The sequence below is a fragment of the Kosakonia quasisacchari genome (assembly GCF_004331415.1).
In the GTDB taxonomy this organism is placed as follows: Bacteria; Pseudomonadota; Gammaproteobacteria; order Enterobacterales; family Enterobacteriaceae; genus Kosakonia; species Kosakonia quasisacchari.
Genome location: NZ_SJOP01000003.1, coordinates 251,316 through 276,038, shown reverse-complemented (window position 1 = coordinate 276,038; position 24,723 = coordinate 251,316). Strand labels below are relative to the sequence as shown.

Below are 24,723 nucleotides of genomic sequence, written 5' to 3'. Positions count from 1 at the left end.
CAGAGAATACTATGCAGCTTCCATTTTTCATGGGAGTAGACGTTATGTCATCTGTAAAAACGATTTTCATCACCGGCGTCAGCAGCGGCTTTGGTCGTGCGCTGGCGCAGGAAGCACTGGCTGCGGGTCACAAAGTCATTGGTACGGTGCGCAACCGCGAAGCGCAGCAGGCATTTGAAGCCATCGAGCCGGCTCGGGCTTTTGCCCGCCTGCTTGATGTCACCGACATTGCGCAAATCAATCACGTAATCGCAGAAGTTGAATCACGCATCGGGTCAATCGACGTGCTGGTAAATAACGCCGGTTACGGCCATGAGGGGATCATGGAAGAGTCCTCGCTTGCAGAGATGCGCCACCAATTTGACGTCAATGTGTTTGGTGCCGCAGCCATGATGAAAGCCGTGCTGCCCGGTATGCGTCAGCGCTGCAGCGGGCACATCATCAATATCACCTCGATGGGCGGTTTTATCACCATGCCAGGCATCGCCTGGTACTGCGGGAGCAAATTCGCGCTGGAAGGGATCAGCGAAACGTTAGGCAAAGAGGTGAAGCCTTTTGGTATCCACGTGACGGCAGTAGCACCGGGATCGTTTCGTACCGAGTGGGCCGGACGCTCAATGATCCGCACACCCCGCACCATTGCCGATTACGATGCGCTTTTTGATCCGATTCGCCAGGCGCGCGAGGAAAAAAGCGGAAAACAGCTCGGTGATACCGTCAAAGCGGCTCGCGCCATGCTGGCGATAATAGACAGCGACACACTGCCAGCGCACCTGCTGCTGGGCAGCGATGCGCTCAATCTGGTGCGTGAAAAACTGGCTGCACTCACCGCGGAGATTAACGCATGGGAGGCGCTTACCCGCTCAACCGATGGTTAACAAGACGGGGCGTGAAAGCGCCCCGGTATTGGCTCAAAACCGACTCAGCGACTCCATCGCCACGCTTTTAAACGAGGCGAAGTCCGCGCAGGTGCAAAGTCGCGCCGTTACGCGTTCGCGCAGGAAGGTGACGAAAATATCGTAGATCGCCATCGCCTCTTCATACTCGCTCTTGCTGATCGCCAGCAAGAAGATGACATGCGCGGTTTCATCCCCCCACGCAATACCCTGCGGAGCCAGCACGGTATAGACCACCGTTTTTTTCGCCAGCAGCCCCAGGGCGTGCGGCAACGCAATGCCCTCGCCGAGCAGCGTACTGACAATCGCTTCACGCTCGACCACCGAATCGAGAAACTCCGCATCGACAAAGCCTTCATCCTGCAATTGATGGCACAAAGTGTTGAACAGCGTTTGTTGATCCATCGCGCCGTCGATGATGCGGAAATGCGCGGCATCAAAGTACTTTTCCAGCATCCACGGGCGCGTTCTGTCTACCAGCACCAGCTTGCCGATCTGCTCCAGTTGATACTCGCTGGGAAACGGCGCAATGGTGACGACCGGCTTATCTTTTTCATTTACCCGCGCGGTGGAGATAACAAAATCCTCCGCGATACCTTCGCACTGCTCGTACTCTCGCAGCGTCACGGTGCGCGTCACCACAATCTGCGGGTATTTACGCGCCAGCACCGCTTCAATCATCCGCACCATCGCATTGCCGACATCGCACACCAGCAACACGCGCGGCTGGCGCTGATAACCCACGTTGTAATGGCGCTCAAGGCCGACACCAATATGCAGCACCAAAAAACCGATCTCGTTCTCGCTGATCACATACGGCGTGTATTTCCCCCAACTGGAGACCGCCGCCAGCGTCATATCCCACGCCATGGGATAGTGCTGTTTAATGTTATCCAGCAAGGGGTTAGGGATCATTATCTGGTAGCGCACGCGGGTGATCATGGTTTTGATATGCGTGAGCAGATCCGCATGCAACTGATCATCGTTTTGCAGGTTGTAGTTATAGTGCGTGTTGATGTAGCCAAGGATGTAGTTGACCAGCGTTTCGTCGTCATCGGCGCTGATGGCGCTGGGCGCAATCTCCTGCACGCGCCGCCCGGCGATATGCACCCGCAGCCAGTGCTCTTCCGCCGCCGCCAGCGGTTTTCCTGCCAGTTGTTGCAGCGCGACAGAGATGTCCCGCGCCGCCTCTTTCACACTTTCATCCCCATCTTCGGCGCTGAATTCAGAGAGTGGATAGCCCTCGCTGATGCGGCGAACCGCCACCGCGCAGTAAAGTCGGATAAAGAGATCGCCCTCATCCGTCAGGCGAATATGATGGCGGTTAAAACAGTCATGCAGAATGGTCGCCAGCGCCTCTGGCACACCCGGATTGAGCGCTTCTTCAGTGATCAGTGGATTATTCGCGTTCTGCTGCGCCAGTTCCCACAACAGATCCGTCAGACAGGCGCGCAGCGCCATTTCGCTGCCAAACAGTTTCATGCCGTGGCGCGGGCGGGTTTCCAGCGTCAGTCGGTAGCGGGAAAACCACTCCCGCACCTCGGTCATATCATTTTGCAGCGTGGCGCGGCTGACAAACCACTCATCCGCCAGATCTTCGAGCTTGAGTGAGAAAGCGGAAGTGAGAAAACGCACCACCAGATAATGCACGCGCTCCGGCCCGCTGCGCGGAATACGCAGCGCGCGTGGGCGCGCCGCCTGCAAGCTTTGGTAAAGAGCAGCGTCATCAATTTTCAGTTGATACCCGCTGCCGCGCGTCAAAATAAACTGCGCCCCATGGTGCAACAGCAAGGCGTTCAGTGCGGTGATATCGGCCCGAACGGTACGCGTCGAGACCGATAAGCGCTGTGCCAGCTCATCCTGCGGTAGCGTCTCGTTTTGCAACATCATAAACAGTTGCGCCAAACGTTGGTTCGGGAATCGCACGTCGCTCTCCAGGCTTAAGGGTGAGATGAAATAACCATCTGGGATGGGCTGCCCACCGGTGTGTAGTCCGGCTCAAAATGCAGTTTCCCGTCGCGTTCCACGCGAAAACGGGTGATGTTATCGCTGCGCTGGTTCATCACGTATAGCCAGCGGCCATTGTCCGCCAGCGTTAATGTGCGCGGGTAATCACCGCGCGTCCAGACATCGTCCTGATGGGTTAGCGAACCATCCGCTTTCACCGTAAAGTGCGCGATGCTGTTATGCAACCGGTTGGCAACATACAGCTGCTTACCGTCACCGCTTAATACCAGCCCGGCGGCAAAGCTGGTGCCTTTGTACTCTTTCGGCAGTGCCGAAAAGGTTTTCCCCGGCTGCAACGTACCGGTAGTTTTATTCAACGTATAGTGCGTGAGCGTCGAGGCTTCTTCATTTATCAGCCACAGGCCATCGCCTTGCGGCGTGAAAACAAAGTGACGCGGCCCGGCACCTTGCGAAGAGGCGCTAATAAAGGGTGGATCATTCGGCGTTAACGCGCCCGTTTTGCTATCAAACTGATACTGATAAATGCGATCCAGCCCCAGATCGGTGGAAAAGACGAACTTCCCGCTTGGATCGGCGGCGATCATATGCGCATGCGGGCCATTGTGATCGCTAATCGCAAAACTGCCTTCCACCGCTGCTTGCGGTTTTGCCGCTCCCGGCTCGCCCTGATCCTGACGCGTATCCACCGCCTCGCCGAGGCTACCGTCCGCTTTCACCGGCAGCACGGCAATCGATCCGCTGACATAATTCGCCACCAGCAAATAGCGGCCATTTGGCGTCAGCGACAGATAAACCGGCCCGGCACCGCCGGACGCCACCTGGTTTAGCACACTCAACTCACCGTTATCGCCAATATGCAACGCCTGCACCGCGCCCTTTTCCACTTCGCTGGCGAGATAAAGCGTTTTACCATCCCGCGCAACCGTCAGTTGCGCCGCATTTGGCAACGGGCTGACCAGCGTTTTATTACCCAGCGCGCCGGATTGCGGGTCGACGGTAAAACGGTACAACCCTTCACCATTCGGGTTGTAGGTGCCCACCCACGCGTACTGCGTTTGTGCCATGGCGCTGGTCGCCAGTAAAGAAAGTGAAACGGTAAGCAGATGACGAGCGGTAAGCATGGTAGCTCCTTACGTGACGAGAGGGAGTTTCCCTCCCTTATCGGGAGGGAAGATGGTTTACTTCACCAACGTTTTGGTCATTTCCAGCAACTGGCGAACATCCGCCGGGCGCGTGTCGCCACTCGCCTTATCAATAATCGAACTGTAAATATGCGGGATCACTTTGCGAACGCCCGCATCCAGCGCGATTTGCAGGATTTCACTGAAGTTTTGCAGATCGATTCCGCCGGTCGGCTCCAGCCAGAAATCATGGCGCGCACAGGCTTGCGCCACGGCGATAAATTCGTCGCGGCATTTCAGCCCGCCCATCGGGAAGTATTTAATGGAGCTGCCGCCCATGTCTTTTAACAGCGCAATGGCGGTTTCTACCGGCACAATGCCATCTGGCGCCTGGCTGCTCAGCGGCCCGGTGGAGATCTTCACCAGCCCTGGTGTGCCGGTTGGCGAGACCAGACCGTTAACCACCGTGTCGTTCTGCCCGAGCAGCGCACGGCTGGTCGCCACGCCGGTGAACACCTGGTTAACGTGCTGCGGTTGTACTTCACGGGAGATGGCGCTGACCATGGCCGACTGGTTCGGATCGCCCGCACCGAGGCCAACAGAAAGCGCATTATCGATACGCGCCGCGTAGTCGCGCATATCCGCGACGGCGCTCGCCACATCCGGGTAGTTTTTCGAGAGCACGCCTACCAGCACATGGCCTTCCGCGGCCTCGTAAATCGCGCTGGCGTTCTCTTTGCTTCCCGCCAGCACGTTCAGGCATACGCGGTCGCGGTAAAAATTCGGCGTCAGTTTCATGCGTTCGATCCTTTGTTCAGTTCTTCGGCGATGCGGCGATAAATAATCGTCAGTTGTTCGGCGGTGACGCTGCGTACATCGGCTTCGATAATCCCTTCGTTGGCTTTATAACCACGGAAGTAAATGGCGTATTCCCCCTGTTTGAGGGCGCTGACCAGCTCGCCGGTGGCGATACCAGTAACGGCTTCATCAAATTTGATTTCGCTGCGGGCAATATCGCGCCCGGCGCTGTCCCACACTACGCGGGCGCTCACGCCTTTCAGCGTGTTTAACTGGTCGATGAACGGCGTCATTTTGGCGACCATCTCCGCGCCGCTCTCTTTGCTGGCAGAAAGATAGTGTTCAATGGCGCAGGTCAGGCCGAGAATGCCCTCTTTGCCCACTTTCATCGCGCGGCCAATGCCCGCCGTCTGGCGTTTTACCCACTCCACGTACTGCGTTTTGCCGATCACCAGCCCGCTGGTTGGCCCTTCAATCGCTTTTGCGCCGCTGTAGATAACCAAATCCGCGCCGGCACGGTAGTAGCACTGCAAATCCTCTTCCGCCGCCGCATCAACAATCAGCGGCAGGTTGTGTTTGCGCGCCACCACAGCGGCCTGCTCCACGCTGAGCATGCTTTTTTGTACACAATGATGGGATTTGATAAAGAGGATCGCCGCTGTGCGCGGCGAGATCGCCGCCGCCAGTTGATCGGCGGAACATTCATTGGCGTAACCGGCTTCCACCACTTTGCCACCGCCCAACGCCACCATGGTGCCAACCGGTGCGCCAAAGTTAACGTTGTGCCCGCGCGGCAGCACGATTTCGTTGTTCCCAATCGGCGTGCTGTGCAGGTTTTCCAGCAGCCAGTCACTGTCGCGCACCAGCACGGCGGCGACGGACTGGGCAATCCCGGCCGACGCGCACGACACCACGGTCGCGCCTTCAACCTCCAGCAGTTTCGCAATGTACTCGCCGGTTTTATTCACCAGGTCTTTCATTTCGAAGTAGTGATTCATGCCGCTTAATACGGCGTCGACCACTTCCGGGCGCGGCGTGGAAACGCCGAGAGCCGTCATGCGCCCGGAGGCGTTAATCACCTGTTTTAAATCGTACTTATCATAAATCGAAGGCATGTTCTGCACTCCCTTGTTCGGTCATATAGCCCTTGCCCGCGCGAATGGCGGCAAGCGGCGTGAGGATGTGTTCGGCCTGTAACGTCTCGTTTTCCGCATCGGTGAACAGCACCGGTTGGCGTTTCAGGTCGAAAATGGTCAGGTCGGCGTCGTAACCCACGACAAGACGCCCTTTATGCTTCAGGCGCAGACCATCGGCGGCGTGGTCGGTCACACAGGCGATCACCTGCGGCAGCGACATACCGATGACGAGGAATTTGGACATCACATTCGCCAGCGAGCGCACCGGGCCATCAATGCGGTTGCGGCAGTAAATGTCGGAACTGATGGTCTGCGGCAAAATCCCCAGCGCAATAGCCTGCTGTGCCACCGCAAAGCTGAAGCTGGCGCTGCCGTGCCCGACATCAAGGTGCACACCGCGCGCAATGGCGCGAGTCACCGAGGCGCGCAGCTCGCCGGTTGGCGTCAGAATTCGGTTTGGCTTGCCGTTATAGCAGTGGGTAATGATGTCGCCGGAGGTCAGCAGCTCGGCAATTTCATCCAGATTTGGCGGGTTGTTGCCAATGTGCACCATTAATGGCAAATCCCCGTTCTGTTGCTGGATGGCTTTGGCGCGTTGCAACGGCGTGATGCCGTTATCGCCAACCACGCTGCTGCTCATGCGCGCTTTCAGGCCGACAATAAAATCCGGGTGGCGTTTTATGGCCTCACGCGCGGCGTCGGCGTCGATATTATTCAGGTTCGCCAGCTCGTTTTGCGCAATCAGCCCAACGCGCGAGATGTTTAACAGCGCATAGACTTCCGTCGATGCCTTGCGGGTAATGGCATAAAAATCATCGATGTCGTCCGCGCCGGTGCTTCCGGCGTCAATCACCGTGGTGACGCCCGTCTGAATGCCGACGCTATCGGGCTCATCATGATAAATGGGCGAGTTCGGGTAACAGTGGACATGGGAGTCGATCCACCCGGCGCTGACGTAGTGTTCGCCGTGTAAATCCACGCGTTTTGCCGCCGGGCCGTCGATATCGCCAAGCGCCGCGATTTTACCCGCCGCGATGGCGATATCCGTCACCGTGTCGTCAACCAGACGCGCCCGGCGCAGGAGTAAATCAAACATGCGTATCTCCAGGAGTAACGGGCGCCGCAGCGCCCGTGGGTGTCAGAGGGCTACCGGGAAAATGGAGCCCAGCAGCATCGCACCGAGGATCGCGCCCCCGGTGATTGGTTTCTGCCAGAGGTAAAACAGCAGCGCGCCCACCAGCGAACCAATGCCAATCGGAATGGAAGCCGTCATCGCGCTGAGGATAATCAACGGGCCAAGGAAGCGGCCGGAGGCGTTACCTGCGCCCATCATCACGTCGGCGCCGTAGGTGGAATCGCTCTGATTGATGGTGAACTTACGCGCCAGGATAATCAGGTAGCCAATTGCCAGGCCAATGATCAGCCCGGTTGCCAGCGAGGCAACAAAGTTCGCCACCGGGAAGACAAAGCCCGCGCCAAGCAACAGCGCCGGAACGCCAAGGCCAACCCCGGTCTGGATAGCGCCGCCGATATCCAGGATGCCAACCAGAGAACCTTCAATAATGCGGGCGAACAGGAAGCTCGCGCCAAACGCCGCTACCGCGCCGTAAACGCCGGTATCCATGCCGGAACGCAGCATCGAGACAAACGCCACTTCGTTAAACGCGCCAATGCCGTACAAGTAGTACATGTGTGTCCCGGCGAACACGCCGGAAGAGAGCAGGCCGACGAAAATCGGGAATGACCAGTCGGCGTACCAAAAGCCTTTATTCTGTTCCATCTCGGTTCCTTATTTGCCGCTGAGCGAGTTGTGAATAAGCGACAGCCAGTCCGGCGCGCTCAGGTGGAAGGACTCGATCATTTTCAGGTCAAAGCCGCGGAAGAACGCACTCAGCACAAACAGGGCGACAATGGCTGTCATCATCACTTTGGTGACACGGTTCCAGCCGCTCTCTTCCACGCCTTTACCAATCAGAATGCCCAGCACCAGGCCCGGTACGGCGTTGCCCATAATCAGCTGTGCCGCGCCGCCAAAGACGGTGGCCCAGAAACCGGATTTCTTGCCCGCATCAATCGCCGCCAGCCAGAAAATGACCGGCATCACCGTGTTGACCAGCAGGTTTGCTGCCGGAACCAGCACTTTCACTGCCGTTACCTGCAATGCCGCCGGAACGGAGGAGGCAGTCAGGTTGAGGAAGGTAACGACCACCATGCCGATAAGCCCACAGGCGATGGCCATCTTTTTCGGGTCATGCAGGGTTTCACCCACGTTGCGGTTTTTCACCATCAACGCAGCAGCACCCCAGTTCGGAATAATGCGGTGGTCAACGTCCTGAGTGAACGATCCCGCCGCAACGGATGAGGCCCAGGCGTTAAAGAAGAAGCCCAGGCCAAAGGAGAAGTGCGAAGCCGGGTCCCCTTCGCAGGAGTTCAGCTCACCCAGTGTACGAAATGCGCCCATCCCTTGCGTGGTCGGCGCGTGGAACATGCGTGCAGCCCCTGCGCCCACACCGACGCCCACCAGGCCGCCGATAATGAGCGATTTTATTAGTATGATTAAGAACATCAGTCTGCCCTCTTCTACCCTGTGATACTGGCTCACGGGGTATGCGGTGAGTTATTGCGTGACGAAATCCACTTTATCGAGATTGATGGCGGTCACGTTGACGGTGACGTCCAGCTCCACGCTGTACGTGCGTCTTATCCGGCGCAGAAAGAGGAACAAAAACGCCTCTTTACGCGTCGTTTCCTGCGCCTGAACAACCTGCACGTCCTGTGGCTCAATGCGCAGTAAAATGTGCGGCGATGTTTTCATCACCGCGGCCTGAACATGGTTCAGCGCATCGGCGAAGGCGCGCGCTTTCGCATCGCCCTTGCCGTTTACCCTGACCGTGGTGGTGAACTGTTCTTTCATGGTTATGCGCCGTATTTTTTCTGCCACGCCTGCACCAGACGCTCGCCTAACTCTTCTTTGTCCATGAAGCCAAAGCCCAGCACGTTGCAGCCTTCGTTAATTGCCGTCACGCCCTCTTCCACGGAACGCATGCCGTATTTGGCTTTGTAGCCATACTTGTTCTGCGCGGTGATAGCCCCCGCGCCGCCGCTGCCGCAAAAGGAGATACCAAAGGTGGCGTTTTCCGCTTTCATCACGTCGCCAAGCTTCATGTCCGCTGCTACACCCGGCACGACAACCGCGCGGCCGCCCGCTTTTTCTACGCCAGCCGCCACTTTCTGGCCTTTACCCAGGCGGTCGCCAATCACTACGGTAATCTGTTCCATTTTTCGCTCCTTAAAGGTTGTCTTTCGCCACTTCGAAGTGCACCGACAGCAGCCAGGCTTCTTCTTCCGGAAGGTTGCCAAATGCCGCCACGATGTCGCGGGCAAGGCGCATTGATTCCGCCGAAATCTCATCGAACAAGCTGGCATCCACTTCCGGCAGCGGCTCGCCAGTCACTGACCGGTGCGCCATGGCGCGAACATGAGAAGTCAGCATCTGTTGCTGCACTGCGTTCGGCGTGATGTTCTGAGCGCTGAGCAGGGCATACACCTGCTTCAGCATGCGTTCAGCGAGGGTTGCCGTTTGCGCAGCCTGCTCCGCGTCGTTTATTACCGCTCCGTTATTCACTCGTCGTACCCCGTTAATGGCTTCACAGTAAAACTAACGTTGCAGGTTAAGAGTTTGTAGCGAGGAGTTTTCCACTTCGAAGTGGAAACGCGGAGGGCTTTAGTGATCTGCGCCGCAAAATGAGGCCGTTCAGAGATTTTTCACTGTATAGGGGTCACAATTTTGACCAAAAGAGGCGGGAAATAGGCAACGAAAAAGCACAAAAAAACAGCGAGTGGGAGGGGGAAAGTGTGAGGTGAATAAGGTTTACTTATTCCTGCCCGCCGTTCAGCGCCCGTAATAGATAATCCGTGAATGACGATACCAGCGGCAACAGCGGCCTACCGGGCAAATGTAATAAGTGCATCGGACGCGGCGGCGGTAAATAGCCCGGCAGCACGGCACACAGGCGGCCTGCATCAATATCCCGCTGCAACATGATGTCGGCGTGCTGCACAATCCCCAGCCCGGCCAGCGCCGCCTGGCGAATCGCCTCGCCGGAATCCACCATCAACCGAGGGGTAATTGGCACCTCTTGCTTACCATCTGGCCCTTCCAGCTGCCAACTGTGATCGGAGCGCCATTGGCTAAAACTGATGCAGTGATGCTGCGTTAACTCGTCCGGGGTTTCCGGCGTACCGTGGCGGGCTAAATAGCCAGGCGATGCGGCGAGGATCATCTGGTAAGGAGCCAGCGGAATGGCAATCATCCCTTCATCATTAACAGAGCCGATGCGGATCGCGATCTGGAAACGCTCCTCAATCAGCGAGACTTTGCGATCGCCAAGCACCATTTCCGCATCCACACCGGGATATTGCTGTAAAAAACGCGACAAAATGGGGGTCAAAACATGGTTGCCCCAGACCACCGGCGCGCTGATGCGCAGCAGGCCAGAGACATTTTCATAGAGATGATTGGCTAACCCGTCCGCTTCGCGAACGGTGGCGAGGATTTGCAGACCGTACTGGTAAAAACGCTGACCGGCTTCGGTTAACCCCTGGCGGCGCGTAGTGCGGTGCAGTAGCTTGCAGCCGGTGCGACGCTCGAGTTCACGCACATGTTTACCGACCATCGCTGGCGTGATGCCTAACGAGTCGGCGGCGGCGGTAAAACTGCCGAACCTGATGGTGCTGACAAACGACTCAACGCATTTGAGATAGTCCATTTTTCACCCGCATTCTAAACCCACAGTATCAAATGAAGATAACAACGCCCCATTTATCCTCAACAGAACGCAGGAAATAATAGCGCCATTATCGTTTATTGGGTTCTTAATGATGCAATCGCTGGTTTTCAATGAATTTGGCGCATCGGACGTGCTCTACCTGCACAATCAACCTACGCCGCAGCCCGGCGCGGGCGAGCTGCTGGTCGACGTGTCTGCCGCCGGTCTGAATTTTGCGGATATCTATCGCCGCCAGGGTCGTTACCCACTGGCAGGAAGCGCGCCCTGGGTTGCCGGCTATGAAGGTGCCGGTCAGGTGATTGCCGTGGGTAGCGGTGTAAGCGGCTGGCAGCCGGGGGATCGCGCGGGTTTTGCCGATGTGCCGCTGGCGCACGCCAGCCATATTGTGGTGGCACAGGAACACGCCATCCGCCTGCCTGACTGGCTTTCTGAAGCAGAGGCGGCGTCGATTCTGTTACAGGGTTTAACCGCCGATTATCTGTTGCATGATGTGTTACCGGTGGTCCCCGGCATGCGTGCCACCGTGCTGGCCGCCGCTGGCGGGGTGGGCAGCCTGCTGACGCAAATGCTGGTTCACCGGGGAGTGCAGGTGTTTGCCGTGGCCTCAAGTCAGGCCAAGCAAAGCCTCTGCCTGCGTAACGGCGCAGACGCCGCCGCTAATTACGACGCCTGGCCTGAACAGGTTCGCGCCTGGCATACGTCGGGTTGCGATATCGTGTTTGATTCCGTTGGCAGCACACTGCTACAAAGCCTGGATAGCCTGAAAGATGGCGGGCGCGTTGTGCTGTTCGGCATGTCCGGCGGTACGATCCCCACGCCGGATCCGGCGCAATTTTTGTTGCGATCTACCGGTGTTATTGGTGCCGATCTGTGGACTTACCTGACATCGCAGCACGAGCGGCAGCGCCGCGCCGATCGGCTGTTTGCGTTGCTAAAAGCGGGACATATTAAATTGCCGGAGGTGGCATCTTTTCCGCTCTATCGCGGTAAAGAGGCACATAACTTGCTGGAAAACCGGCTGTTTAGCGGGAAGGTGATTTTGATCCCCTGACATTGCAGCGATACGTTATTAAAAAAGTGCATGAACTTCGCAGCGATGGGGTTGGGTCCCCGCTGAAATCGGCGAACCGAAGAGTGAATGGCAAGGTCTGGACGCCATGGATGGCGGCCAGAGGCGAAACGAGACAGGACGTCGAGTCGAGCCGACCGCAGACAGACGCTCGGGAGGTGAGCGTAGTGCGAAGCACCGATTTCCCGCGGGGTTGCGGGGATTGATAAGGGGGACGCAGTGTCCCCTTATCCCGTTCACAGCACGGGGGTTAATTAAAGTAACCCTTCTATTAATGAACGGAACCATTCCACCAAACTAAAAATAACTGATGCTGACAATGTTTACTCAACACGAGAGAGATTTAACAACAGATGAATTTGATCCCCTGACATAACGCGTTTTAAAAATGAAACAGCACCAGGGAAGCACACAATAAAAAGCGGACACCGGAAATTCCGGTCAAGAAGCTGAAGTAAAAAGCGGGGCAATTGCCCCGCTTCGTTTAACCTGATACCGAATTAACGGTATTTCTTGTGATACGTGTTGCGGGTATCAACAAACCCTTTAGCGGCGTCCTGCGCCTCTTTCACTTTGCCTTCGTTAGCCAGTTTCAGCGCGCCGTCGATCTGACCAACCAGCACATCAAAGCCGTGGCGGAAATCTTTCATCTCCGCGCTGTCTGCCGCTTTGCCTTCCAGTTTCGGCGGTGTCGCTTTTTGTGCATCTAATGCGGCGGTACGCATTTTGGTTAATGCATCTTTCATCTCGCCGGCGTCGCTGGTTTTCTGCACCACTTTGAGATTGTCATTCAGGGTGCCCATATCATCTTCAAGATCGGCAGCGAACACCGACGATCCAACAAACAACGATGATACAGCCAGGAGCGCTAACAGGTTTTTACGCATTGCTCACTTCCTTTTTTATTATTTACGCTAAAGGCGCAACTCTGTGCGCCACGGAGTTATTGTCCGGCGATTTTCATCTCCGGGAGTAATACTGAACCACACTGAATATTGCTACGGTGTTCGATATCGTCACCAACGGTAACGATATTACGCCACATATCTTTCAAATTTCCGGCAATGGTAATTTCGCTCACCGGGTACTGGATTTCACCATTTTCTACCCAAAAACCGGACGCGCCGCGCGAATAATCGCCGGTAATGCCGCTCACGCCCTGGCCCATTAGCTCGGTGACCACAAGCCCGGTGCCCATCTCTTTTAGCATTTGCTCAAAGCTCAAACCGCGCCCGGCAATGCGCCAGTTATGGATACCGCCTGCATGCCCGGTGCTTTTCAGCCCCAGCTTACGCGCGGAGTAATTGGTCAGCAGCCACTGCATCAGCACGCCATCTTTGACGATATCGCGGCGTTCAGTACGCACGCCTTCGCTGTCGAACGGTGAAGACGCCAGCCCTTTCAGCAGGTGCGGATGTTCTTCAATGGTCAGCCATTCAGGCAGGATTTGTTTGCCGAGATAATCCAGCAGGAACGTTGATTTGCGGTAGACAGAACCCCCGGCAATCGCGCCCACCAGGTGACCAAACAGGCCGGTCGCCACTTCGTGACCGAAAATCACCGGCGCTTTCATGGTCGGCAGCTTACGCGGCGACAGGCGGGACAGCGTGCGCTTAGCACACTCTTCGCCGACCCACTCCGGCGTTTGCAGTTCGTTAATATCGCGGCTGATGGTGTAAGCGTAATCGCGCTCCATGTCGCCATTCTCTTCAGCAATCACGCAGCTCGACAAGGAGTGACGCGTTGAGCAGTAGCTTTGCAGCATGCCGTGGCTGTTGCCGAAGACTTTAATGCCGTAGTGGCTGTTGAAGCTGCCGCCTTCGGTATTATTAATGCGTTTATCCGCTTTCAGCGCCGCCTGTTCCGCGCGCGCGGCCCATTCGATAGCTTCATCGGGCGTCACTTCCGCCGGGTGGAACAAATCGAGATCCGGTGCCTCGAACGCCAGCAGATCTTTATCCGCAATGCCTGCGTAAGGATCTGGCGAGGTGTAACGCGCGATATCAAGCGCCGCCTGCACGGTGCGGGCAATCGCTTCGGGGCTGAGATCGGTCGACGACGCGCTGCCTTTGCGGTTCTGGTGATAGACGGTTATCCCCAGCGCGCCATCGCTGTTAAATTCGACATTCTCCACTTCGCCGTAGCGCGTGCTAACGCCAATCCCGGTAGTTTTACTGACAGCCACTTCCGCACCGTCCGCTTTTCCGGCGGCTAATTCCAGCGCGGTGGAAACCGCCTCTTCCAGCGTTTTGCGTTGTTGTGCAACTTGTGTGATTACTTTCATCGCCAATGCCATAATTAAGGGAGAGAATCTTTGAAGTCTAACAGAGAACCGTTTTTCAGTGCGCGCCTTAACTGGTAACATTAGCCTCTTTTTTAAGGAGCCTGAGATGACAAAGCAGCCCGACGACTGGCTCGACGACGTGCCCGGTGATGATATTGAAGACGAAGATGATGAGATCATCTGGGTCAGTAAGAGTGAAATTAAGCGCGATGCTGAAGAGTTAAAGCAGCTCGGCGCGGAAATGGTCGATCTTGGCAAAAACGCGCTGGATAAACTCCCGCTCGACCAGGATCTGCGCGACGCCATTGAACTGGCGCAGCGCATTAAGAAAGAGGGTCGCCGCCGTCAGTTGCAGTTGATCGGTAAAATGCTGCGTCAGCGCGATGTCGATCCGATTCGCCAGGCGCTGGATAAGCTGAAAAACCGCCACAACCAGCAAGTTGCTTTTTTCCACAAACTGGAGCAGATCCGCGATCGCCTGATTGAAGAGGGTGATGATGCGGTGCCAGAGGTGCTGAACCTGTGGCCGGACGCTGACCGCCAGCAGCTACGTTCGCTCATCCGTAATGCGAAGAAAGAGAAAGAAGGTAACAAACCGCCGAAATCCGCGCGTTTAATCTTCCAGTTTCTGCGTGAACTGGCCGAAACCAGCGAACAGTAATCGCACTGTGCTAACCCTCTCCTGCGGGAGAGGGCTTTTCCCGCTTCCCCTTTCTTCTTCATTTATTACCTCATTAATGCTTGCATGATTTTAGCTGAATCGTTAAAGCTAAAATCATCCACCATCACATATTTCCCGCCTCTATAGCTTTCATTTCATAGATAAATGCGATCAATACGCGCTTTTTACGTTCTCTTTAGCGCTCTTTTTCACCAAATGAAACAGATCACATTTTCTCTGCTGCGCAAAACGTAGATTTCAGCCGTGGTACAGATAATCGATTCAGCTAAAAAGGACGAAATAATGAAAAAAACAGTAATGCTTTCCGCACTTGCCCTGCTTGTATCCGGCCAGGTGATGGCGAAAACCTGGGTGCTGACAAGTGCTGAAGGCGGTATTGAGCAGGGAAACTGGCGGATCAGCAGCGATCAGCTGAACATCAAAGACCAGGAATTCAGCATTGAACAGGTGGTGCTGCACGGCGGTAAACAAGAAGGCAGCAAAGTCATTAAATTGAGCAGTAAAAACGGCCTGACTATCGCGCTGAGCCCGACACGCGGCATGAACTTGCTCTATGCCGACGGTTTTGGCGTACATATGGGCTGGAGCTCACCGGTAAAAGAAATAGTGAACCCGGCATTTATCAACCTGGAAAGCCGTAACGGCCTCGGCTGGCTGGAAGGTTTCAACGAAATGGTGGTGCGCTGCGGTTACGAATGGACCGGCCATCCGGTAACAGCAGACGGGCAGATTTACACCCTGCACGGCAAAGCGGGCAACACGCCTGCTTCGCAGGTTTCCGTCGATGTCAGCGAAACCGCGCCGTATGAAATTCGCATTCGCGGGTTAGTGAAAGAGAGCACATTCAAAAAAGCAGATCTGCAAACAGAAATGGAACTGCGCTACATTCCCGGCAGCAACAGTTTCAGCCTGCATGACGTGCTGACCAACCACGCTGACTACCCGCACGATTACCAGATCATCTACCACAGCAACTTCAGCAAGCCGATTCTTGAGCAGGGCGCGCGCTTTATTACGCCGTATGAAAACGTCAGCCCGTTCAATGATTACGCCAAAAAAGGGCTGAAAGAGTGGCAAACTTACGCCGGGCCGACCAAAGGCTTCGACGAAATGGTGTTTAATATCAAGCCGCTGGCCGATGCCAGCAAACAGACTGTCGCGGCATTGCTGAACAAGGCCGGGGACAAAGGCGTGGCGATTAGCTACAACACCGAACAGTTGCCGGTGCTGACGCTGTGGAAAAATACCGATACGGAAAAACAGGGTTACGTGACCGGTATCGAGCCGGGCACCAGCTACGCCTATCCGGTGACCATTGAACGCGAGCAAAAACGCGTGAAACAGCTGCAACCAGGCCAGAGCACCCGCTTCGATTTAACCTATACGCTGCTGCACAACAGCGGCCAGGTAGCTGAAGTAGAGAAACGCGTGCAGGAAATTCAGGGCAGCAAAACGCCGCAGTCCATTGAAACGCCAATGGCGAAAGAGTAACGCACAGGCATAAAAAAACCGCGCCAGGTTTCGGGCGCGGTTTTTTATTTTGTTTATTTCAATCAGGTGTTTTCAGCAGCGAGCTGCGCTTTTTTCGCCAGTCCATCGAGCAGTTTCTGGTGGATCCCGCCAAATCCGCCGTTACTCATCACCAGAATGTGATCGCCCGGCTGCGCGCTTTTGACAATCATATCCGCCAGCGTATCGATATCCGCACTCCAGTGCGCAGGCTGCACGCAGGCATCCGCCACTTCCGCCACTTGCCAGGGAATATGCGGCGGTTGCAGCAGATACACCTCGTCAGCGCGTCCCAGCGACGGGGCCAGATCGTCTTTGCAGATGCCCATTTTCATGGTGTTTGAGCGAGGCTCCAGCACGGCGATGATCTTCGCGGTGCCGCCCACTTTACCGCGCAGCGCAGCGAGGGTTGCCAGGATTGCTGTCGGGTGATGCGCAAAATCGTCATACACCGTAACACCATTGGCTTCGCCACGCAGTTCCAGGCGACGGCGCGCGTTGATAAAAGAGTCCAGCGCCTTCGCCGCATCTGCCGGGGCAACACCGACATGGCGCGCGGCGGCAATCGCCATCAGGCCATTATGCATGTTGTGTTCGCCCACCAAACCCCAGTGCACCTGACCGACGCGTTCGTTATCCAGCCACACTTCCCAGTTGGAGGCGTCGGTGTTCAGTTTTTTCGCCTGCCAGTGGCCCTGCTCGCCCACCAGTTCCTGCTCGCTCCAGCAGCCCATCGCCATCGTCTGTTTCAGGTTGATGTCGTTTTCCGGCCAGATGATTTTCCCCTGCCCCGGCACGATACGCACCAGGTGGTGGAACTGTTTCTGGATCGCTTTCAGGTCGTCGAAAATATCCGCGTGGTCAAACTCAAGGTTATTGAGCACCAGCGTACGCGGGCAGTAATGGACAAATTTGGAACGTTTGTCGAAGAAGGCGCAGTCATATTCATCGGCTTCAATCACGAAGAACGGACTTTCGCCCAGGCGCGCAGAGACGTCAAAGTTGCCCGGAACGCCGCCAATCACAAAACCCGGTTTATAGCCGCAGGCTTCAAGGATCCAGGTCGCCATGCCGGCGGTAGTGGTTTTACCATGCGTACCGGCAATGGCGACAACCCAACGGTCGCGCAGCACAAAGTCATGCAGCCATTGCGGGCCAGACATAAACGGAATGTTCTTTTCCAGCACCGCTTCCACACACGGGTTACCGCGCTTCATCACGTTGCCGATGATGACCAAATCCGGCGCGGGAGAGAGCTGGCTTGCGTCATAACCTTCAATCAGTTCAATCCCTTGATTCTCAAGCAGCGTGCTCATTGGCGGATAGACACTGTCGTCCGAGCCCGTTACCTGGTGTCCCAGCGAGCGCGCCAGCATTGCCAGCCCGCCCATGAAAGTGCCACAAATCCCCAAAATATGAATGCGCATTCGTCATTATCCTTTCCTAAACTGGCGCACATTTTACCCATATGTTTAACCGCAGAGAAATGCATTTCAGGATAATCCGTATGTAGCTGGCGCGATTCACCTGTGCGCGGACTTTTGAATGTTTGTTAGTATTGTTGCATGACCTTCGCGTTTTCGTTTGCGAAAGCTCTGGCTGTTACGGTATCAGCTGTTTAATATCCGGAACTTGCTGTGAGCAGCAACCTGAAAACCACAGGCTACAATCGCTTTACTCCATCATGAAAAATGCAGGGAAAGTGTTATGAAAACGTTAGGTGAATTTATTGTCGAAAAGCAGCATGAGTTCTCGCATGCAACGGGTGAACTGACTGCTTTGCTGTCGGCGATAAAACTGGGCGCCAAGATCATTCATCGTGATATCAATAAGGCCGGTCTGGTCGATATCCTGGGTGCAAGCGGTGCTGAAAACGTGCAGGGCGAGGAGCAACAAAAACTCGACCTGTTCGCGAATGAAAAACTGAAAGCCGCACTCCGCGCCCGCGATATCGTGGCTGGGATCGCCTCTGAAGAAGAAGATGAGATCGTCGTTTTCGAAGGCTGTGAACACGCGAAATATGTGGTGCTGATGGATCCTCTGGATGGTTCCTCCAACATCGACGTTAACGTCTCCGTCGGGACAATTTTCTCCATCTATCGCCGCGTAACGCCAGTCGGCACGTCGGTGACCATGGAAGACTTCCTGCAACCGGGCAACAAGCAAGTCGCCGCTGGTTATGTGGTCTACGGTTCGTCCACCATGCTGGTTTACACCACCGGCTGCGGCGTACACGCCTTCACTTACGATCCGTCACTCGGCGTGTTCTGCCTGAGCCAGGAGCGTATGCGTTTCCCGGAGCGTGGCAACACTTACTCCATTAACGAAGGCAACTACATCAAATTCCCGCAGGGTGTGAAGAAATACCTGAAGTTCTGCCAGGAAGAAGATAAAGCGACCAACCGCCCTTACACCACGCGCTACATCGGTTCGCTGGTGGCGGATTTCCACCGTAACCTGCTGAAAGGCGGGATTTACCTCTACCCAAGCACCGCCAGCCACCCGGAAGGGAAACTGCGCTTGCTGTACGAATGCAACCCGATGGCTTTCCTCGCTGAACAAGCGGGCGGTAAAGCCAGCGACGGCAAAAACCGTATTCTGGATATCCAACCGGGAAGTCTGCACCAGCGCCGTCCGTTCTTTGTCGGCAACGAACATATGGTGGATGACGTAGAACGTTATCTGCGTGAGTTCCCGGACGCCTAATCGGCCGAGGAAAATGAGAAAAGCGCCACAATCGTGGCGCTTTTTTTTAGCGAACGAACGTGCGTTTTACGCGCACGGATACCAGGAAATAGGGGATCCAAATCGCCGCGCTTACGGCATTACGCAGCAACGGCTTAACGTTATCGTAGACGTAAGGCAGATCCATAAACTGATGTGCCAGCACTAAATCCATCCCGTAAAACGCAAGCCAAAGCAGCAGAAAACCGATGTAACAACGCGGAAGCTGACGCTTTTTTCGAAAGAACAGGCTCGAAACGAACAATGTGTAGGCAAACATCGCCACAAAGAAAACCAGTTCGAAAATAAGCAGCCCTTTCTGCCCTGCGACGAACGCGCCGTCGTTCTCCATCAGTTCCTGGACGGTCGTGTTGATTGACACAACAATCGTCAGCAGAGAGAGCACCAGCGAGATCGCCGGCACAAACAGCCAGCCGCGAATTTTTTTAAACTCGCGCGCCTCGCACTCCGCGCAGAAATCACTCTCTTTCAGCGCGTCCTTATCGCATTGAATACACGTTCCCATGTTGTTGCCTTTTGTTATCCCTGTGCCTGTAAACGGAATGAAGCCATTGCCTGCAACAGCTCGCGCGACTGCTCTTCCAGCGAACGGGTCGCTGCAGAAGATTGCTGCACCAGCGCCGCGTTTTGCTGCGCGGTTTCATCCATCTGGCTAACGGCGATATTCACCTGCTCAATACCGCGGCTCTGCTCCTGCGATGCATTGGCGATTTCGCGCATGAGTTTGGTCATTCGCAACACTTCTTCGGCGATTTCGTCCATCGTTTCACCGGCCTGCATCGCCAGATCGCTGCCTTCAGAAACCTGCGCTTGAGAGCTGCTGATAAGCGTCCGAATCTCTTTCGCTGACTCGGCGCTGCGGCTGGCAAGGTTACGCACTTCGCCAGCAACCACCGCAAAACCGCGCCCTTGTTCACCCGCGCGGGCGGCTTCAACGGCGGCGTTCAGTGCCAGGATATTGGTCTGGAAAGCAATGGCGTCAATTACGCTAAGAATGTCGGCGATACGATCGGAACTGGTAGAGATATCGCGCATTTTTTCAATAACATAGCAGACCATTTCGCTGCCGCGATCGGCGGTATCGGAAACGGTCTTCGCCAGTTTGTGCGCCTGCTCGGCGTTGTCGGCATTGAGTTTCACCGTGGCGGTGATCTGCTCCATGCTGGCCGCGGTTTGCTCCAGCGATGTGGCGGTAGATTCCGTACGCTGCGACAAATCGACGTTGCCCGCCGCTAACTCACGACTGCCGGTATCAATTTGTGAACTGGCATCGCGCACGCGGGTGACCGAACCCACCAGTGACTGACGCATCTCTTCGATGGCCGCATTCAGCCGATTAAATTCTTTGCTACTGACGTCGGTTTTCAGGTAGGTCAAATCCCCTGCCGCCACCTGTTCCAGTTGCTGAATAGAGGTATCCAGCGGCTTCAGCAGCAAATGGCGCAGCGCCAGCCAGGCCAACACAATGATCCCGGCCACCAGCAATGCCACCACCAGAATCAGCAGCATAACGCCGTTTTTACTGCTCTGAACGGCGCTCACTTCCGCTTTGCCGCGCACTTCGCTCCATTTCTGGAATGCCTGCATGTCGTTGTCGAACTGGCGGGAGATAGGGATCAGTTTGTTTTCCAGCAGGTCGTAGTAGGCATCTGCACTCTGTTGGTTTAGCGCATCCTGCATCGGTTTAATGCCCTGATTGACATAGTCGCCGTAGCTTTTCGCCAACGCCGCCAGCAGCGCAGACCCTTGCTCGTCATCGACACCTGCGTTGATGACACCAGCAAGCGATTGCTCACCGTGTTCAATTTCGCCATTGATCATTTTCACCGATTTAGCTGCATCATCCAGCAAACCGACTTCCATCATGCGAACGGCCTGGCCCGCTTCATTACGCGCGCGCAGAATCAGCGTGTAGCCTTCACTCAGGCGCGCCATCTTTTCGCCCTGAAGTTGGCTAATTCGCTCCAACGATGAGGAACTTTTATTAAGTGCATAAACTCCGATGCCACTGACGAGCAGCAGGAGAAGCGTCATAACAGCCAGTAAAGAAAGTAAACCAGTACGGATCGAAAGCGTTTTAAGCATGATGTGAATCCCGGTAGCAGCGATACTTTTTGGCGTAAATTAAGCCGATTCGTCAGTTATCGACCGCTACCGGAATTACTTTAGGGAAAAATAGTCATTTCAATATGTTATTGCTTTGTTACCGTTGTGCTAACGCGCGTAACAGGTGAGTTTTGGCGGTTCTCCCACAGTACGATTAAGCCACGTTGCAACGCGATAAAAATAAACAACAGAATGCCGATGGCAATCTTTGTCCACCAGGAGCTGAGCGTTCCATCGAAGTTAATATAGGTCTGAATAAGCCCCTGAATACCCACACCAAACAGCGTGCCGAGCACCGTGCCGACACCGCCGCTAAGCAATGTACCGCCAATCACCACCGAGGCGATGGCATCCAGTTCCACCCCAACGCCCGCCAGCGCGTAACCCGCCTGGGTGTAAATGGAGAAGACAATCCCCGCCAGCGTCGCAAGCCCAGTGGAAAGCATATAGATACGAATAGTGGTGCTACGCGTTGAGATACCCATCAGATTCGCGGAAGTGGCATTACCGCCAATGGCGTAAACTTCGTTGCCAAAGCGAGTGCGGTGCGCGAGGAAAATACCGATCACCACCACGAATAGCATCAGCAGCCCCATCGCGCTCAAACGCCCGCCGCCGGGGATCATCCACGCCAGGCTCGAGAGCGAATCATAAATGGGGTGATTAATCGGAATCGACTCTTCCGACAGCAGGTAGCTGACGCCGCGCAGGAAAAACATTCCTGCCAGGGTAATGATAAACGCCGGGATTTTTAACGCGTCGATCAAAAGCCCCATAAACGCGCCAAACGCGGTGCCCATCAGCAAAATCAACGGGAACGCCAGCAGCGGCGAGATACCCCAGTCGCCAATGGCTTTCGCCAGAAAAACCCCAGTGAAGGCGATTACCGAGCCGACGGATAAATCAATGCCGCCGGAGAGGATCACAAAGGTCATACCGACGGCGATAATCCCCAGAAAGGCATTATCCGTCAGGATGTTACAAATCACTCGCGTCGACGCAAAACCGGGGAACTGCGTCAGGCAGTAGAGATAGCCGAGCACAAACACGCCCAGCGTTATCATCAGCGGTAAATTACGTTTTATCATGACCGCGTACTCCTTTAATCAGCGCGATAAAGCGCGGCGACTGAACAATCAGTACGCACATCACCACCACCGCTTTCACCACCTGGTTGAGTTCCGGCTGGAAACCGGAGAGCAAAATACCTGTGTTCATACCCTGAATAATCAGCGCGCCCACCACCGACAGCACAAGGTTAAAGCGCCCGCCCATCAGCGAACCGCCACCGATAACCACCGCCAGAATCGCGTCCAGTTCAAGCCACAGCCCGGCGTTGTTGGCATCCGCCCCGCGAATGTCCGCCGCGACAATCACCCCGGCTATCGCCGCGCAAACACCGCTCAGCACATAAGCCAGCATCACCACTACGCGCGTATTCACGCCGGCGTTTTTCGCCGCACGAATGTTGATGCCCACCGCTTCAATAAACATACCGAGGGCGGTTTTGCGGGTGAACAGCCAGAACAACACCAGCGTCACCAGTGCGATAATCACCGGTGTCGGAAACAGCAGCAGCGAACCGCTGCCCAGCCATGCCAGCGACGGGGCGTTAAAGGTGACAATCTGCCCGGAGGTGATCAACTGCGCGACACCGCGCCCGGCGACCATCAAAATCAGCGTGGCGACAAACGGTTGGATCTTCAAAATCGCCACCAGAATACCGTTCCACAACCCGGCCAGCACGCCGGTACCAAGCGCCGCCAGCAGCACTACCGTCAGGCTGTGCCCGGCGACCGTTAACGACGCGGCCGTCGCCCCGGCAATTGCCATCACCGCGCCGACCGACAGATCGATACCGCCAGTGGCAATCACCAGCGTCATACCAATCGCCAGCAGCGCCACCGGCGCAGCGCGGTTAAGAATGTCTATCGGGCTGCCGAACAGGCGACCATCCTGTAACACCACCTGATAAAAATGCGGCGCGACCAGGCTATCCACCACCAACACCAGCAGCAGAGCAATCAGCTGCGGCGTTCCGGTCGGCCAGTTAAAACGGCGCTTTGGCGGCGTCGTTTGGCCAAGTGATTGAGGCATCACACTTTACTCCTTACGCCGCAATGGCATTCATGATCGCCGGAACGGACAACTCAGCGAGCGGGATCTCCGCCACCTGTTTACGATCGCGCATGATAATCACCCGATCCGCATAGCCAACTAACTCTTCCAGCTCGGAGGAGATAACCAGCAATGCAAGGCCATCGGCACAGAGGGTTTCTATCAGGCGAATGATCTCCGCATGCGCGCCCACATCGATACCGCGCGTCGGCTCATCGAGGATCAGGAATTGCGGGCGCGTCAGCAACCAGCGCGAAAGCAATACTTTCTGTTGGTTGCCGCCGGAAAGAAACTCAATCGGCTGCTCGGCGCTCGGTGTGCGGATGCCAAGCTGGCGAATAAAGCGCTCAGCAATGGCGTTCTGCTCTTTGCGCGGGATTGGCCGTAGCCAGCCGCGCTGCGCCTGCAACGCCAGCACAATGTTTTCCCGCACCGACGCGGCGGCAATAATGCCGTCGGTTTTCCGGTCTTCCGGGCAAAAACCGATGCCCAGACACGAAGCCTGGTGCGGAGAACGCAAAGATTGCTGCTTGCCTTTGATGGTCGCGCTGCCGCTGTCGGCAGGTTTGATGCCAAAAATCACTTCAGCGGTTTCGGTGCGCCCCGAACCTAACAAGCCAGCCAGACCGACAATTTCACCGGGGCGCACTTCCAGATCGAACGGGGCGATCACCCCTTTTTTGCCGTAACCATTGAACGCCGCCACCGGTTTTTCACTCAGCAGCGTGCGCCCGGCGCGTTGCAGCGCGTTGCTTTCCAGCTCACGGCCCAACATCATTTTGATCAGCTCGATTTGCGGCAACTCGCTGGTAGGTTTGCAACCCACAAATCCGCCGTTGCGCAGCACGGTGATACGGTCGCTAACGTCATACACTTGATCCAGAAAGTGGGTGACGAAGATCAGGCTGACGCCCTGATCGCGCAACTGGCGCATCAGGGTAAACAGCATCTCCACTTCCTGGGTATCGAGGCTGGCGGTGGGTTCATCAAGGATCAACACTTTGGCGGAGAGATCGATGGCGCGGCAAATTGCCACAATCTGCTGCATTGCCACCGAATAGCGGTTGAGCGGCTCGCGCACATCCAGCGAGAAACCGTAGGATTCCATCAGTTCAGCCGCTCGCGTTTCCATCTCTTTACGACGCAATAAACCAAAACGTCGGGGTTCGCGGCCAATAAATAGGTTATCTGCCACCGACATATTCGGCAGCAGGTTGACTTCCTGGTACACCGTCCCGATGCCGAGTTGTTGCGCATGGGCAGTATTTTTCGGATTGATTTGCTGGCCTTCCAGCCAGATGGCGCCTTTATCGGCGTGGTAAACGCCGGTTAACGCTTTGATTAGCGTCGATTTCCCCGCGCCGTTCTCCCCGAGCAGGGCCATGATTTCGCCGCGGCGCAGGCTGAAATCCACGTTATCGAGCGCTTTTACGCCGGGAAAGAATTTACTTAAGCCTTCGGTACGCAGGATTTCCTGGTGTGCTTCCGCGTTCATTGTTGA

The 24,723-nt window shown here is 55.8% G+C and carries 24 protein-coding genes; 5 read left to right on the top strand and 19 right to left on the bottom strand.

The genetic code is table 11. The features are described 5' to 3' along the window. The first annotated feature begins 44 nt into the window (after nt 1–44). Nucleotides 45–878: an oxidoreductase gene (locus tag E0L21_RS05115; RefSeq protein WP_131407342.1), complete on the top strand. Its 834-nt coding sequence runs from the start codon at nt 45–47 to the stop codon at nt 876–878. A gap of 33 nt (nt 879–911) precedes the next feature. Here E0L21_RS05115 and E0L21_RS05110 read toward each other — a convergent pair whose 3' ends face one another. The 11 genes from E0L21_RS05110 to E0L21_RS05060 all read right to left on the bottom strand — a co-directional run bounded on the left by E0L21_RS05110 (nt 912) and on the right by E0L21_RS05060 (nt 10,688). Next, nucleotides 912–2,822: a BglG family transcription antiterminator gene (locus E0L21_RS05110; protein WP_131407340.1), complete on the bottom strand. Its 1,911-nt coding sequence runs from the start codon at nt 2,820–2,822 to the stop codon at nt 912–914. Between the two features lie 14 nt (nt 2,823–2,836). Continuing rightward, complete coding sequence (locus E0L21_RS05105) at nt 2,837–3,985, bottom strand: lactonase family protein (RefSeq protein ID WP_131407338.1); 1,149 nt, start codon at nt 3,983–3,985, stop codon at nt 2,837–2,839. Nucleotides 3,986–4,042: 57 nt separating this feature from the next. Further along, the gene (gene dagF, locus E0L21_RS05100) at nt 4,043–4,783 is read right to left on the bottom strand and encodes a 2-dehydro-3-deoxy-phosphogluconate aldolase (protein WP_131407336.1); all 741 of its coding nucleotides are present in this window, start codon (nt 4,781–4,783) and stop codon (nt 4,043–4,045) included. Then, entirely contained in the window at nt 4,780–5,898 is a 1,119-nt protein-coding gene (locus E0L21_RS05095; protein ID WP_131407334.1) for a DgaE family pyridoxal phosphate-dependent ammonia lyase, read from the bottom strand. The genes dagF and E0L21_RS05095 overlap by 4 nt, the downstream gene beginning before the upstream one ends. Continuing rightward, nucleotides 5,882–7,015 carry an amidohydrolase/deacetylase family metallohydrolase gene (locus tag E0L21_RS05090; protein ID WP_131407332.1) on the bottom strand — a complete coding sequence of 378 codons (1,134 nt, stop codon included), beginning with the start codon at nt 7,013–7,015 and terminating at the stop codon, nt 5,882–5,884. The genes E0L21_RS05095 and E0L21_RS05090 overlap by 17 nt, the downstream gene beginning before the upstream one ends. Before the next feature lie 42 nt (nt 7,016–7,057). Then, nucleotides 7,058–7,699, bottom strand: coding sequence for a DUF4310 family protein (locus E0L21_RS05085; protein WP_131407330.1), 642 nt, complete (start codon nt 7,697–7,699; stop codon nt 7,058–7,060). A 9-nt stretch (nt 7,700–7,708) separates the two neighbouring features. Beyond that, nucleotides 7,709–8,485 carry a DUF4311 domain-containing protein gene (locus E0L21_RS05080; protein ID WP_017459108.1) on the bottom strand — a complete coding sequence of 259 codons (777 nt, stop codon included), beginning with the start codon at nt 8,483–8,485 and terminating at the stop codon, nt 7,709–7,711. A 51-nt stretch (nt 8,486–8,536) separates the two neighbouring features. Further along, nucleotides 8,537–8,833 carry a DUF4312 family protein gene (locus E0L21_RS05075; RefSeq protein ID WP_131407328.1) on the bottom strand — a complete coding sequence of 99 codons (297 nt, stop codon included), beginning with the start codon at nt 8,831–8,833 and terminating at the stop codon, nt 8,537–8,539. Nucleotides 8,834–8,835: 2 nt separating this feature from the next. After that, a complete protein-coding gene (locus tag E0L21_RS05070) occupies nt 8,836–9,198 on the bottom strand; it encodes an SFCGS family glycine-rich protein (RefSeq protein ID WP_065369945.1) in 363 nt (120 codons plus the stop codon). A gap of 10 nt (nt 9,199–9,208) precedes the next feature. Beyond that, a complete protein-coding gene (locus E0L21_RS05065; RefSeq protein WP_131407326.1) occupies nt 9,209–9,544 on the bottom strand; it encodes a glycine dehydrogenase in 336 nt (111 codons plus the stop codon). 250 nt (nt 9,545–9,794) lie between these two features. Next, nucleotides 9,795–10,688 (bottom strand): LysR substrate-binding domain-containing protein, encoded by an 894-nt coding sequence (locus tag E0L21_RS05060; protein ID WP_131407324.1) that lies wholly within the window; start codon nt 10,686–10,688, stop codon nt 9,795–9,797. 109 nt (nt 10,689–10,797) lie between these two features. Between E0L21_RS05060 and E0L21_RS05055 the strand changes: the two genes are divergently transcribed. Then, nucleotides 10,798–11,760 (top strand): quinone oxidoreductase family protein, encoded by a 963-nt coding sequence (locus E0L21_RS05055; RefSeq protein ID WP_131407322.1) that lies wholly within the window; start codon nt 10,798–10,800, stop codon nt 11,758–11,760. 518 nt (nt 11,761–12,278) lie between these two features. Here the strand turns inward: E0L21_RS05055 and cybC are convergent. Next, on the bottom strand, nt 12,279–12,665 hold the full coding sequence (cybC, locus tag E0L21_RS05050; RefSeq protein ID WP_131407320.1) for a cytochrome b562: 387 nt from the start codon (nt 12,663–12,665) through the stop codon (nt 12,279–12,281). Between the two features lie 56 nt (nt 12,666–12,721). Next, complete coding sequence (gene pmbA / locus E0L21_RS05045) at nt 12,722–14,074, bottom strand: metalloprotease PmbA (RefSeq protein ID WP_131407318.1); 1,353 nt, start codon at nt 14,072–14,074, stop codon at nt 12,722–12,724. Between the two features lie 94 nt (nt 14,075–14,168). On the opposite strand from pmbA, the gene yjgA reads away from it, so the two are divergent. Further along, nucleotides 14,169–14,723 carry a ribosome biogenesis factor YjgA gene (gene yjgA / locus E0L21_RS05040; protein ID WP_131407316.1) on the top strand — a complete coding sequence of 185 codons (555 nt, stop codon included), beginning with the start codon at nt 14,169–14,171 and terminating at the stop codon, nt 14,721–14,723. A gap of 303 nt (nt 14,724–15,026) precedes the next feature. Continuing rightward, nucleotides 15,027–16,235, top strand: coding sequence for an aldose 1-epimerase family protein (locus E0L21_RS05035; RefSeq protein WP_131407314.1), 1,209 nt, complete (start codon nt 15,027–15,029; stop codon nt 16,233–16,235). Nucleotides 16,236–16,297: 62 nt separating this feature from the next. On the opposite strand, the gene mpl is transcribed toward E0L21_RS05035, so the two are convergent. Beyond that, nucleotides 16,298–17,680, bottom strand: coding sequence for a UDP-N-acetylmuramate:L-alanyl-gamma-D-glutamyl-meso-diaminopimelate ligase (mpl, locus tag E0L21_RS05030; protein ID WP_131407312.1), 1,383 nt, complete (start codon nt 17,678–17,680; stop codon nt 16,298–16,300). A gap of 280 nt (nt 17,681–17,960) precedes the next feature. Between mpl and fbp the strand changes: the two genes are divergently transcribed. Beyond that, nucleotides 17,961–18,959: a class 1 fructose-bisphosphatase gene (gene fbp, locus E0L21_RS05025; protein WP_165501874.1), complete on the top strand. Its 999-nt coding sequence runs from the start codon at nt 17,961–17,963 to the stop codon at nt 18,957–18,959. A 46-nt stretch (nt 18,960–19,005) separates the two neighbouring features. Here the strand turns inward: fbp and E0L21_RS05020 are convergent, their stop codons facing one another. From E0L21_RS05020 to ytfR, 5 genes are all read right to left on the bottom strand, one after another. Further along, on the bottom strand, nt 19,006–19,503 hold the full coding sequence (locus E0L21_RS05020; RefSeq protein ID WP_131407308.1) for a DUF2569 domain-containing protein: 498 nt from the start codon (nt 19,501–19,503) through the stop codon (nt 19,006–19,008). A 14-nt stretch (nt 19,504–19,517) separates the two neighbouring features. Continuing rightward, nucleotides 19,518–21,083: a methyl-accepting chemotaxis protein gene (locus E0L21_RS05015; RefSeq protein WP_131407306.1), complete on the bottom strand. Its 1,566-nt coding sequence runs from the start codon at nt 21,081–21,083 to the stop codon at nt 19,518–19,520. A gap of 107 nt (nt 21,084–21,190) precedes the next feature. Continuing rightward, on the bottom strand, nt 21,191–22,192 hold the full coding sequence (gene yjfF / locus E0L21_RS05010) for a galactofuranose ABC transporter, permease protein YjfF (protein WP_131407304.1): 1,002 nt from the start codon (nt 22,190–22,192) through the stop codon (nt 21,191–21,193). After that, nucleotides 22,179–23,204: a galactofuranose ABC transporter, ATP-binding protein YtfT gene (ytfT, locus tag E0L21_RS05005; protein ID WP_165501873.1), complete on the bottom strand. Its 1,026-nt coding sequence runs from the start codon at nt 23,202–23,204 to the stop codon at nt 22,179–22,181. The genes yjfF and ytfT overlap by 14 nt, the downstream gene beginning before the upstream one ends. Before the next feature lie 10 nt (nt 23,205–23,214). Then, entirely contained in the window at nt 23,215–24,717 is a 1,503-nt protein-coding gene (gene ytfR / locus E0L21_RS05000) for a galactofuranose ABC transporter, ATP-binding protein YtfR (RefSeq protein ID WP_131407302.1), read from the bottom strand. Between the last annotated feature and the right edge of the window lie 6 nt (nt 24,718–24,723).